We start from the raw sequence: 13,124 nt of genomic DNA, 5'->3' as shown, positions 1-13,124 counted from the left end.
GGAGAAGGGGCCGCGGACACCCGCGTCGTACTGCGTTCTCGGCACCGCCTGGCGGCGTCCGTGCCGATGCAGTGGGCGGTGGTGGGCGGTGGCGGCCATGCCTCCGAGCAGGACGCGCTCACTGCCGAGGGCGTCGTTGAGGACACGCCGGCCGCCGTTGACGGGGCCCACGCGAGCGGTGTCGGGGACGCGGACGGCGTCCAGCGTGATCTCGCAGGCGACCTGGCCGGACAATCCGATGTCCGGGATCACACCGATACCCGGCGAGTCCATCGCCAGCAGGAACAGGGTGATCCCGGCCTGTGCGGGCACGGCATCGGGATCGGTGCGGGCGGCCAGCCACAGATGGCGGGCGCGGTGGGCGTCGGACGCCCACGCCTTGCGACCGGTGATCACCCAGTGGTCGCCGTCCCGGACCGCCCGGGTGCGCAGGGCGGCCAGGTCGGAGCCTGCTTCCGGTTCGCTGTAGCCGACGGCCGTGGAGAGTTCACCGCGCGCGATCCGGGGCAGCAGGTCGGCTCGCTGCTCCGGCGTGCCGTGCCGGGCGATGACGCCTCCCACGGTCATGGCGGCGGCGAGCGCGGAGGTGACGGGGAGGCGGTGGTGGAACACCTCCTGCTGGACGGCGGACTGTGCGGCGGGGCAGGCGCCCTGGCCGCCCGCGGTCGTCGGCCAGCCCATCGAGAACCAGCCGTCCGCGCCGAGCGCAGCGACGGCGTCGGGATGGTCGCGGCCGGTGACGGTGGCCTCGGGCCACGGGCCGCGGTCGGCGAGCAGGCGGCGAAAGCGGGTTCGGGCGGCGTCGGCCTCACTCCCCAGCAGTGGATCGGGCAGGTCGGCTCCGTCGTCCAACAGAGCCTCGGCGACGTCTCCCCGAGGTGCGGGCGTGGCCGCCAGCCAGGCGAGGTCGGCGTGCACACGACGGAACAGCCAGGGTGCGTCGTGCTGTTCGAAGTAGCCGACCGCCGCGAGGGTGTGGTGGGCGGCGCTCTGTACCCGGGGTGCGACGCGTCGTGCGTGGACGACGGCGAGTTGCGCGGCCAGGCGCCAGCCGGGAGTGCGGTGGCGACGGGCGGCCTCCGCGATCAGCAGGTCCGAGGCGGCCAGTTCGACATGGCTGTCGACCAGTCGGCGCTGGACCGGACCGTAGGAGCCGATGGTCCGGCCGAACTGTTTGCGTGTCCGGGCGCGCGCGAGGGCCAGTTCGTGGCTGTGCTCGGCAGCCGCCAGGGCGCGGACGGCCAGGCCCAGGTGGTGCAGCACGGCCGCACGGTCCGCGGTCTCGACGTCGAGGGGCACGGTGGCCGTGGGGTCCGCGAGGGTCACCCGGCACCACGCCGGGACGGCGAGGCCCGGGACGGGTTCCGCGGCCACCACCGGGTGCAGGGCTGCCTCGCCCTCGCCGGCCGGGACCGTCAGGACATGGGTGGCGACGGCCCCGGCCTCCACATAGGTGGCGCCGGATCCGGGGTCGGGGGTGCCGAGAACGACACGGATGACGCCGAGTCCGATCGACAGGACCAGGTCGGGGTGGGCGGTGAGCACCTCGCCGGCGACGAAGGCGTCCAGTACCGGCAAGGGGCAGGCGTGCCGACCGGTGCCCCGGACGATGGTCAGGGCGTCCTCCAGCGAGCCGCTCAGCTCGAACCACCCTTGGGCCGCGGCGATCGACCACAGGGCGTCCAGATCGGCACTCGCGGCCTGGTGGGGCCGGCCCCAGGAGTCGTCCAGGATCTGGTCCACGGCCTTCGCGAGACCGGCCGTGTCAGTGCCGGTCACTGGTCTCCTCCGTCCGCGCCAGCTCCGCCGCGAGGGCCGGCAAGACGAGATCGGGATGTTCGTGCACGAAGAAATGGCCCCCGGGGAACAGGCGGACCGAGCACCCCGCGTCGGTGCAGCTGTCCCACCCGGCGAGTTGCTCGTACGAGGCCACCGCGTCGTCGCTGCCGCCGTACGCGACGACCGGACAGGACAGGAGGGGTCCCGGCCGGGGGGCGTAGGTCTCCACGACGGCGAAGTCGGCTCGCAGGGTGGGCAGGAAGGTCAGCAATGCGCCGCGCTGCCCCCGCAGTTCCTCGGGAGTGCCGTTCAGGGCGTGCAGCCCGGCGAGGAAGTCGTCGGTGGGCGCGTCGTGCAGCGACGGCCCGTCGTCCGCGAGGTGGGGAGCGGGGCGGGCGGCGACCACCAGCCGAGTCGCCCGTTCCGGGCCGAGGGCACGGCACATCTCGTAGGCGACGAGGGCGCCCATGCTGTGCCCGAACCAGGAGTGCGGCCGGTCCAGGAGGGGCGACAGGGCGGCCAGCAGGTCCGGGATCATCTGATCGACGCTGTGGTACGGAGGTTCGCGGAACCGGGTCTCCCGCCCGGGCAGCCGCACCGCCACCACCTCGATGTCCGGGGCCAGGCGGCGCGCCCAGTCGCGGTAGGTCGCGGCGCCGCCACCGGAGTGGGGGACGCAGAACAGACGCAGCGGTGCGTCGGGGGACGGGTACCAACGCACCGCCCAGTCGTCGAGGGTGCCGGTCATGCCGACTCCCTCAGGGCGTCGGTGAGTTCGGCGACCGTCGGATGGTCGTAGAGGAGCTCCAGGCCTTCGGTGTCGCCGATCTCCAGTTCCTCGCGGACGGAGCCGAGGATGCGCAGTCCGCCGAGGGAGTCACCGCCGAGTTCGAAGAAGTTGTCATCGACGCCGAAGTCGTCGCGGCCCAGCACCTCCTGCCAGATCCGCAGGACACGCTCCTCAAGGGCGTCACGAGGGCTGCTTCGGTGCCGGTCGGCGGGGGCGTCCCACGGGGTCGGCAGACGGCCCCGGTCCACCTTGCCGTTGGCACTGAGGGGCAGATGGTCGAGGGTGACGTAGTGGCGCGGCACCATGTAGTCGGGCAGCAACTCGCCTGCCTTCCGGCGCAGTTGCCCGGTGTCTGCGGGGGCCGCACCGGGTTCGGGCAGGATGTAGGCGGCGAGCGCCCGGCTTCCGGTGCTGTTGTTGGTGGCCAGGGTCACGAGCGCGTCGCCGACGCCGTCCTGTCGGCGCAGCGCGGCCGCGATCTCGTCGAGTTCGATGCGATAGCCGTTGATCTTGACCTGGAAGTCGTTGCGTCCGAGCAGGTCGATCTCGCCGCCGGGCAGGTAGCGGCCCAGATCTCCGGTGCGGTAGAGCCGTTCACCGGTGACCGGGTGGGTGAGGAAGCGTTCGGCGGTCTGTTCCGGGTCCGCCCAGTAGCCGAGGGCCACTCCGATGCCGCCGATGTGGATCTCGCCGACCGCCCACACGGGACAGTCCCGCAGCTCCGCGTCCAGGACGTGCATGGTCTGGTTGGCCAGGGGGCGCCCGTAAGGGATGCGGGTCCAGTCCGAGGGCACCTCGTCGATCGGGTGGATCACCGACCAGATCGACGCTTCGGTGGCGCCGCCCAGACTGATGACCTGAGCCTCGGGGCACAGGGCGCGGAATGCGTCCGGCAGGCTCACCGGGATCCAGTCGCCGGACAGGAGGGCCAGCCGAAGCCGGGAGGGGGCCGGGCCGCGGTCGACGTACGCCTGGAGCAGGGCCGGCACCGAGTTCCACACCGTGATGCCGTGCCGCTGCACGAGGTCCTCCCAGTGACTGGGGTCCTGGGCGCCGGCGGGGTCCGGCAGGACGACGGTGCCGCCCACCGCGAGGACGCCGAAGACGTCGTACACCGACAGGTCGAAGCTGAGCGAGGACAGCGCCAGCACCCGGTCGGCAGGGCCGACGCCGAAGCGCTGGTTGATGTCCTGCACGGTGTTCGCGGCGCCCCGGTGGTCGATGACGACCCCCTTGGGCAGTCCGGTCGATCCGGAAGTGAAGATGACGTACGCGAGGTCCGTCGGGCACGGCGGCGCCTCGGGCGGCCGCGGTGAGGCCGACACCACCTCGGGGTCGGACAGGGTCAGTGGGCGGGCACCCTCGGGCCAGGCCAACTCCTCGCGCAGCCGCTCGCTGGTGACGACGAGTCCGTCCCCGCACTGGGCCAGCAGATGGTGGCGGCGCGCGTCGGGCCAGGTCGGGTCGATGGGCAGGTAGGCGGCGCCCGACGCGGCCACGCCGAGGACGGCGGCCACCTGGGCGCAGCTCTTGTCCAGAACCACCCCCACCAAGGTGTCCGGCACGGCGCCGCGCTCCCGCAGCACCGTGGCGAGACGGTGGGCGTCCGCCATCAGACTGCCGTAGTCCACCTGTCCGTCGGCGCCGACCACCGCGAGGTCGGCGGGGTGCGTCCGGGCCCGCTCGTGGACCAGGTCGTACAGGGTGCGTTCCGGGATGGGGGCGCTCGTGCGATTGGCCTCGGCCCGCTGGTCCGTCTGCCAGGCGGGCAGGGGCAACGGCGGGGTGGTTTCCCATACCTCCTCGTCGGCGGCCAGTCGGCGCAGCAGGGTGACGTAGGCGGCGAACATGTCGTCCAGGAGGCCGGGCGGGAAGAGTGCCTCGGCGGCGTACCAGTTGAGCATCAGCCGGCCCCGGTCCTCGGCGACCACGTGGTCCAGCCACACCTGGGGGGTCTGGGAGGCGGCGTGCGCGATCTCCCCGAAGAAGGCCGCGTGTTCCTCGGTGCCGGCACCGACACCGAGGAGGCTGGTGAACACCACCGGCATCGCCGCGCCGGCGCGGCCGCCCGCGCGCCGGGCGCGCTCACGCAACACCTCGACCCCGCTGAACGCCATGTGCTCCAGGTCCTCCAGCAGCCGTCCGTGCAGACGCTCGGCACGCCGGCGGAAGGAGTCCCCGGGTGTCGTCTCGACCGCGAGCATGGTCAGCGAGGTGAAGTCGCCCGCGACCGCGTCGATCTGGGGGTGCAGGAGCGGCCGGTTGAACAGGGTGAGGTTGAGGGTCATGGCGTCCTGCCCGGTCCAGCGGCGCAGCACCTCGGAGAACGCCGTCATCAGGACGACCGACGAGGTGAGCCGGTGGCGGCGGGCGCGTGCGGTGAGGGCGACCCAGGTGTCGGCGTCGAGGACGGTCTCCCGGCGGCTGAACTCGGGACGGCTGATCTGGGCCGGGTTGGCGGCGAGGGGCAGCGCGGGAGCGGGCGGGAGCGCGTCCAGACGTCCCAGCCAGTACTCCCGGTCCTTGCGCCGCCCGGCGTCGTTGGTCCGCTCGGCCTGGGCCAGCACGACGTCCCGGAAGGACAGGTCGAGGGGTTCGACCCTCCGGTCGGGATCCTCGTAGAAGCGCCGCCAGTCGTCCAGCACGAGGGTCAGGCTGGCGCCGTCCAGGATCAGCATGTCCACGCACACGTGCAGTCTCGACCGCGCGCGCCCGTCCGGTCCGTCGACGGTGGACAGTCGCACCTCGAACAGCGGCCACTCGTCGGCCGGGCTCAGCCGTCGCGCCATCTCGGTGCGGATGGCCGCCAGCGGTTGTGCGGCCTCCCGCCCGGTGAGATCCACGACCCGGATACGGTACGGCGGCGTCTTCGGAAGGATGCGCTGGCGGCCGTCCGGTCCGACCACCGCGCGCAGCATCTCGTGACGCCGGACGACCTGGTGCAGGGCCCGTTCCAGCCGGGCCGGGTCGATCTCCTCGCGGTCGAACTCCACGTAGAAGGTCGTGGCGATGCCGCCCAGCTCGACGGAGGTGCCCCGGCCCACCCAATAGGCGTACTGCACGTCGGTCAGGGGGAACGGCTCGTACCTCTCCCGTGGGTCGGGCACCAGGGCACGCGGGGCGTCCGTGCCGTCCTGGGCGAGCAGCAGGGTGCCGATGGTGTCGACCAGTTCGGCGACGGTGGCGCGGCCGAGGAGCTGGTCCAGCGGTACGTCGACGTGCCACTGCGCGGTGAGGTGCTGGCGCAGCCGGACTCCCCGCACGGAGTCGAGGCCCACGTCGGGCAGCCGGGTGCCGGGCAGGGTGTCGCCGGTGGGCAGGCCGTCCCGCGGCGTCTCCAGCAGCTCGGCCGTCAGCCGCACCAGGTCCGCCTGGACCCGGGCGGCCGCCTCCGCCCGGTCGTGCTGGGCGAGGTCCCTCAGGCGTTCGGGGTGGGTGAGTTCGGCGACGGTGGCCGGCGGCGCTTGCCGGCGAGGCGACGCCGACGCGTCCGGCGCCGGGTCGAGCCAGTGACGGGTGCGCTGGAAGGGGTAGGTCGGCAGGTCGACCGGGCCGACGTCGGGGAAGGTGCCGGCCCAGTCGACCGGGGCGCCCGCGAGGTGGCGCCCGGCGAGGGTGGTCAGGGCGGGCGGGGGTGGGTTCGACGGCTCGGGCCCCCCGGGACGGAGCACCTCGCCGAGCGGTGCGTCGGCGGCGAGGCCGTCCAGCAGGGCCCGGAAATCGGCCCGCGTGGCGGCGTGGATCGCGCTGGGCAGCCGGTACGGCGTGCGGGTGGTGGCCAAGGACAGGCCCACCTGGGCGGGCGAGAGGTCCGGCAGCCCGTCCAGATGCCGCGCCAGCTGCCGGGCGCGGGCGCGGACCGCCGCTTCGGACTGGCCCGACAGACACCACACCGTCCAGCCTTCGGGGTCCTCGGCGGGGGTGTCCCGTTCCGGGGGCGCGTCGGGCGCCGCCGTCAGGATGACGTGGGCGTTGGTGCCGCTGGCGCCGAAGGAGGAGACGCCGCACCGACGGGGCTCGCCGGTGCGCGGCCAGGGCTCGGGGTCGGTCAGGAGGGACACGGCTCCCGCGGTCCAGTCGACGTGGGGGCTGGCGTCGGTGGCGTGCAGGGTGCGGGGCAGCCAGCCGTGACGCAGTGCCTGGACCGATTTGATGACACCGGCGACGCCTCCGGCGGCCTGCGCGTGACCGATGTTGGACTTCAGGGTGCCGACGAGCAGCGGGCGTTCACGGTCCTGCCCGTACGTTTCGAGGAGCGCGGTGGCCTCCACCGCGTCGCCGATCGAGGAGCCGGTGCCGTGCGCCTCCACGGCGTCCACCTGACCGGGCCGGAGCCCCGCGTCGGCCAGTGCCGCCCTGATGACACGGCGTTGGGCCGGACCGCTGGGGGCTCCCAGGCCGTTGGTGGCGCCGTCGTGGGCGACGGCTGTGCCGGCGACCAGGGCCAGCACGGGGTGCCCCGCGCGACGGGCCGCGGTGAGGGTCTCCAGGACGACCATGCCCGCACCCTCCGCGAAGCCCATGCCGTCCGCCGTACCGGCGAACGCCTTGCACCGGCCGTCCCGGGCGAGCCCTTCGCGGCGGGCGAAGTCGATGAACGCGTCCGGCGTGGACATGAAAGCGCTCCCGCCCGCCAGCGCCAGGTCGCACTCGCCGCCGCGCAGGGCCCGGACGGCGAGGTGCAGGGCGACCAGCGAGGAGGAGCAGGCGGTGTCGAGGGTGAGGGCGGGGCCGGCCAGGTCCAGGATGTAGGAGATCCGGCCGGCTGCCGTGTTCGCGACGTTGCCGGGGGTGAGGTGGTCCGTCACGTCCGGCGAGGAGGTGTCCCGACCGAGCCCGTAGCCGCCCTGGGTGAGGCCGATGTACACGCCTGTGCGGGAGTCGGCCAGAGCCCCCGGGTCGATGCGGGCCCGCTCGATCGCCTCCCAGGCCGTCTCCAGCAGAAGCCGGTGCTGCGGGTCCATGGCGAGCGCCTCGGCGCGGCTCAGGCCGAACGGTGCGGGGTCGAAGTCGGCACCGTCGTACAGGAACCCGCCCCGGTCGGTTCCGCCGATGCCGACGGGCAGGTTCCAGCCGCGGTCGTCGGGAAAGTCCGAGACGACGTCCCGTCCCCCGTCGACCAGGTCCCACAGCTGCTCGGGGGAGGTCACCCCGCCCGGCAGGCGGCAGCCCATGCCGACGACCGCGACCGGCTCGGCACCGCCGCCTTCGAGTTCCTTCAGCCGGCGGCGGGCCTGTTGCAGCTCCGCGGTGACCTTCTTCAGGTAGTCCCGTAACACGTCTTCCGATGCCATGACGGCGCCGCTCCTTCCCGGATGGTGCGCGCGGGCCCGGACATGCCGCCCAGGAGTCGTCAGGATCTGCCGCGAATGCCCACTGGCCCCCGATCGCGCCGTCCCGGCATTCGGCTCCGGCCAGACCGTAGGAAGCCACGTGTCGCTCCCGGTACCCCTAAAGGCCGTCAGCGGACGGCCTTTAGGGGGCTCCTGCGAACGCTCTGAGGGCCCGGCCTCTCCCCTGTACGACCGTTCCGGCTCCTCTCCGGTGGTGGTCACCCCCCTAGCTCCGGCACGGGCAGCCCGGGGGTGGTTAGGGGCTGTCTCCGCGTGACGGGGGGCCTAGCGTCATCGGCGGTCGCGTCACCTCGATCCGGTGTCCCTCCAAGGACTCCTCTGCCCCACCACGCGGGTGTCGGCCGTACCCGGCACACATGATCGGAGCGGACCAGATGAGCCTGACCACCCCTGCCTCCTCCCCCGTCGCCGTCGTCGGTGTCGGCCTGCGGTTTCCCGGTGGCGTACGGTCCCTGCCGGACTACGGACGTCTGCTGGCCGCGGGCGTGCCGGCCGTCTCGCCGGTGCCGCCCGAGCGGTGGGGACCGGAGCGGTGCGGCGAAGGCCCTGGAAGGACGGTCCACCACGTCGGGGGTTTCCTGGAGGACGTCGACCGATTCGACGCGGCCTACTTCGGGATCCCGCCGCGGGAAGCCGATCTGCTCGACCCCCAGCACCGGATGTTCCTCGAGGTGGCGTGGGAGGCGATGAGCGACAGCGGACGCCAGAAGGAGGAGTGGCGGGGCTCTCGCACAGCGGTCGTGGTGGGGATGCTCGCCAACGACTACGCGCATCTGCACGCGCGGACCCTGGGCATCGACGCCGTCGGTCCCCACCACATCACCGGTCTGGAGTTCAGCTTCGCGGCCGGGCGACTGGCGTACGCCTTCGATCTGCACGGTCCCGTCCAGGCGGTCAACTCGGCCTGCTCGTCCTCTCTGCTGGCGGTGCATCAGGCGGTCCAGCAACTGCGCGCGGGAGAGTGCGACACCGCGGTGGCGGGTGGGGTCAGTCTGCTGCTCACGCCCGACAACAGCATCTTCCTCAGCAGCGTCGGGGCGATGTCGCCGACCGGGCGGTGCCGTCCCTTCGACGCGGCGGCCGACGGCATCGTGCGGGGCGAGGGCTGCGGTGTCGTCGTCCTGCGTCGCCTTGAGGACGCGCTCGCCGAGGGCGACCGGATCCACGCGGTGGTACGCGGCTCGGCGGTCAACAACGACGGCAGCAGCCTGGGACTGACCGTGCCCAATGGACAGGCACAGGCCGACCTGATGCGGGACGCGCTGCGGCGGGCCGGTCTGCGTGCCGAGGACGTCGACTACGTCGAGGCGCACGGCACCGGCACCCCGCTCGGCGACCTGATCGAACTCGACGCGCTCGGCAGTGTCTACGGCACCGCGCGCACCGCGGACCGTCCGGTCCACGTCGGGTCGCACAAGGCGCTCCTCGGGCACATGGACGCGGCCGCCGGCATGGGTGGTCTGCTCAAGGCCGTCTGGGTCGCCGGGACGCGCACCATCCCGGCCCAGCCGTCCGTCTCCACACCCAATCCGGCGGTGGACTGGCGCGACGGCGCGCTCGCCGTGCCGCTCGCGCCCGTCCGCACCGACCCGGACCGGCCCACGCGGGCGGCAGTCAGCGCCTACGGTCTGTCCGGCACGAACGTCCACGTTCTGGTGGAGTCGCCGCCCCGTCCGAAGCCGCAGGACACCCCGGTGCCGCGGCCGTATGTGCTGCTCGCCTCGGGGGTGGACGCACCGCGGCTCGCCGGCCAACTGGCGGAGTTGCGTGAGCGGGTGGCCGACGCCGGTGCTCGCATGGGCGACCTGGTGGCGTCGGCCGCCGCACGGCGCACCCATGAGGCACACCGCTGTGCGGTGGTGGCCGATGACCGGGCGGCCCTGCTGGCCGCCCTCGCCCGCCCCGACGAACTGCCGGACGGCGCGTACACGGGTGTCGCCGCAGATCCGCAGGACGTGCCGGGGCCCGTGTTCGTGTTCGCCGGGCAGGGCGGCCAGTGGCCCGGTATGGCACGTGATCTGTACGACGCCGATGTACAGGTCCGCGACGCGCTGGACGAGTGCGCCGAGCTCATCCGGGCCGAGGCCGACTGGTCGCTCCTCGACGAGCTGCGGCGCGCCCCTGACGACGCGCCGGACAGGTTCGACCGGATCCAGCCCGCGATTTTCGCGGTACAGGTCGCGCTGCACCGCTGGTTGGCGCACCGGGGGGTGCGGCCCGCCGCCGTGATCGGGCACAGTCTGGGCGAGGTGGCGGCGGCCCACGCCGCGGGCGCCCTGGACCTGGCCGACGCCACTCGGGTGATCGTGCGGCGGTCGGAGATCCTGGCCGGTTTCGCGGGCGCGGGGCGGATGCTGGCCGTACAGACCGGGGCCCGGGAGGCGGGCAGCGTACTCGGCGCACTGCCGGTCGACGTGGTGGCGGTGAACGGTCCGGGATCGGTGGTCGTCGCGGGCACGCCCGAAGCGGTCGAGGACGCCGTCGCGCTGCTGGACGCCTCTGGGATCCGCAGCCGCCTGCTGCGGGTCGACGCGGCAGCGCACAGCGGTCTGGTCGCGGAAGGCGGCCCGTTGCTTGAGCGGGCGGTCGCCGGAATCGCACCCCGGCCCGCCGCCGTGCGGCTGATGTCCACCGTCGACCCCGCCGCCACCGGACTGCGCTTCGACGCGGCGTACTGGGCGAGGAACTTCACGAGTCCGGTACGGCTGTGGCCGGCGGTCGACCTTCTGCTGTCCGAGGACGACCACCCACTCGTCGAGATCGGTCCGCACCCGGTGCTGCTCTCCCCGCTGACCGACGCGCGCCGGGCCCGTCGCCGCCACGCTCCGGTCCTCGGTCTGTTGGACCGTCAGCTGCCCGGCCCGACCACACTCGCACGCGCTCTGGCCCGCCTGCACGTCGCCGGCGTGCACGTGGACTGGACGGCCGCGGTCGGCCGGCCCCGGCGCTACCACGATCTTCCGGTGCCGTCCTGGCGCGACAGCCGACACTGGCTGCCCGGGGTTCCGCCCGGCCGTCAGACGAGCGCGAACACCGCGCCCGCCCGAGTCCGGGTGAGCGTCCTGGACGCGGCGGGGCGAGTCACCGAGGAGTGGTTCGCCGGCGACGGGCAGGCTCCGTCGGCGAACGGCGAAACGGGTACGGCGAGCGCGACGGCCCCCGCGGTGTCCGCAGCCGGCGAGTCACGGCACGGCTCGGACCGGCAGTCACCACCCGCGCCCTCCCCGACGCCGGCGCCCGCGGCCCCCGGATCGCCCGAGCTCCCCGGGGCGACCGGTACACCACTCGCCGCGCTGGTCGACCTCATCGACTCCGAGGTCCGCGGTCTGCTCGAACTGTCCGCCGACGACCCACCCCTGGGGCGACGGCGTGGTCTGTTCGAACAGGGCCTGGACTCCCTGCGGGCCGTCGCCCTGCGCCGTCGGCTCCAGGAACGGTTCACGACCGAGCTGTCCACCGGCATCGTGATCGAGCGCCCGACCATCCGCGCGCTCGCCGAGCATCTGGTCGAGACGGTGCCGGCGGCGGACCTCGCGCGCGGACTGGGCGACGCACCGGACGACTCCGGCGCGACGCCCCCGACGCCGGGGGCCGCGCAGGGTGGCGCCCCGGTCGGCGCGGCTCCCCGCTCCGACCGTCTCCGCACCCCGCCCCCCGCCTCGGCGACGACCGACGAGCCCGTCGCCGTCGTCGGCATCGCGTGCCGACTGCCCGGTGCCGACTCCCCCGACGCCTTCTGGCGGCTGCTCGTCGAAGGGACCCGCACCACCTCGGTCGTCCCGCCCGGTCGTCGGGACGATCCGCTGTGGCGGCGGTCGCGTGCGGGAATTCCCGAACTGGGCTCCCACCTCGGCGACGTCGCCGGGTTCGACGCACCGTTCTTCCGGGTCTCCCCACGGGAGGCGAAGGTCCTCGATCCGCAGCACCGTCTCTTCCTGGAGGTCGCGTGGGAGGCGCTGGAGGACGCGGGCAGCCCGGCGCTCTCGCTGACGGGCCGGCCGGTCGGGGTGTATGTCGGGGCCGGGGCCTCGGACTACCAGCACCTGGTCGCCCGCGGCATGGGCGACGAGCAAGAGGTCCCGCTCTCCCTTCACCACGGCACCGGGACCTCTGCGGCCACCCTCGCCGGGCGGCTGTCCTATCTGCTCGGGCTGAGCGGCCCCAGCCTGGCCGTGGACACCGCCTGCTCGTCGTCGCTGACCGCCGTCCATCTCGCCTGTCAGGCGCTGCGGACCGGTGACTGCGAGGTCGCGGTGGCGGGCGGTGTCAGTGTGCTGGTGGCGCCCACACCGTTGATGGCGTCGATGGCCGCCTCGGGCGCTCTCGCCGCGGACGGCCGCTGCAAGACGTTCGACGAGGACGCCGACGGGTTCGGGATCGGTGAGGGCGCCGGAGTCGTCGTACTGAAGCCACTGGCAGCCGCGCGCCGGGACGGCGACCGGGTGTACGCGGTGTTGCGGGCCGGCGCGGTCAACCAGGACGGGGCGACCGGCGGAATGACCGTGCCCAATGGCGGGGCCCAGGCGGAGCTGGTGCGGACAGCTCTGCGGAAGGCGGGTTGGCAGCCGGGGGACGTCGACTACGTCGAGGCACACGGCACCGGCACCCCGCTCGGCGACCCCGTCGAGGTGCGCGCTCTCGCCGACGCGCTCGGCGCCGGGCGTCCGGCGCACACGCCGCTGCTGGTGGGCTCGGCGAAGGCGAACATCGGGCATCTCGGCGCCGCCGCGGGGGTCGTGGGCCTGCTGAAGGTCGTCCTCGCGCTCCGGGCCGGGCAGTTGCCGCCGCATCCGCTGGAACGGCCCAGCAGCCGCATCGAATGGGACCGGCTGCCGGTCGTCCCGGTGCGGGAGCTCAGGGAGTGGCCCCGAGGAGCGGACAAGGCCCGGGCGGGGGTCAGCGCGTTCGGATTCAGCGGCACCAACGTGCATCTCCTCGTGGAGCAGGCGCCCCCGTACGCGGCCGCCGCGTCCGACGCGGGCGGACCATATGTCCTCCCGGTGAGCGCGGCCACGCCGTCCGCCCTGCGGGTGGTGGCCGCCCGCACGGCCGGATTCCTGCGCACCGGTCACCGGCACGTCGCCGACGTCGTCCTGACCGCGACCTACCGCCGTTCGCTGCTGGAGCACCGGGCGGTGGTCGTCGGCGCCGACGCGGCGGACCTTGCGCTCCAGCTCCTCCGTGTCGGCGGCCGCGTCCGC

General features: G+C 73.9%; 4 protein-coding genes. 1 reads left to right on the top strand and 3 read right to left on the bottom strand.

Annotated features, from left to right (window positions below; genetic code table 11):
- From ABZ896_RS49040 to ABZ896_RS49030, 3 genes are all read right to left on the bottom strand, one after another.
- Positions 1–1,779: acyl-CoA dehydrogenase (locus ABZ896_RS49040; protein ID WP_360944709.1), on the bottom strand; the 1,779-nt coding region annotated here is incomplete at its 3' end.
- Positions 1,766–2,527, bottom strand: a complete 762-nt coding sequence (locus tag ABZ896_RS49035; protein WP_360944706.1) for an alpha/beta fold hydrolase — start codon at positions 2,525–2,527, stop codon at positions 1,766–1,768. The genes ABZ896_RS49035 and ABZ896_RS49040, both read right to left, overlap by 14 nt.
- Positions 2,524–7,863, bottom strand: coding sequence for an amino acid adenylation domain-containing protein (locus ABZ896_RS49030; RefSeq protein ID WP_360944704.1), 5,340 nt, complete (start codon positions 7,861–7,863; stop codon positions 2,524–2,526). The genes ABZ896_RS49035 and ABZ896_RS49030 overlap by 4 nt, the downstream gene beginning before the upstream one ends.
- A gap of 416 nt (positions 7,864–8,279) precedes the next feature.
- On the opposite strand from ABZ896_RS49030, the gene ABZ896_RS49025 reads away from it, so the two are divergent.
- A partial coding sequence (locus ABZ896_RS49025) for a beta-ketoacyl synthase N-terminal-like domain-containing protein (protein WP_360944701.1) occupies positions 8,280–13,124 on the top strand: 4,845 nt, incomplete at its 3' end.

The organism is Streptomyces sp. NPDC047072, assembly GCF_040643855.1.
GTDB lineage: Bacteria > Actinomycetota > Actinomycetes > Streptomycetales > Streptomycetaceae > Streptomyces.
This window is presented reverse-complemented; position numbering and strand designations above follow the sequence as displayed.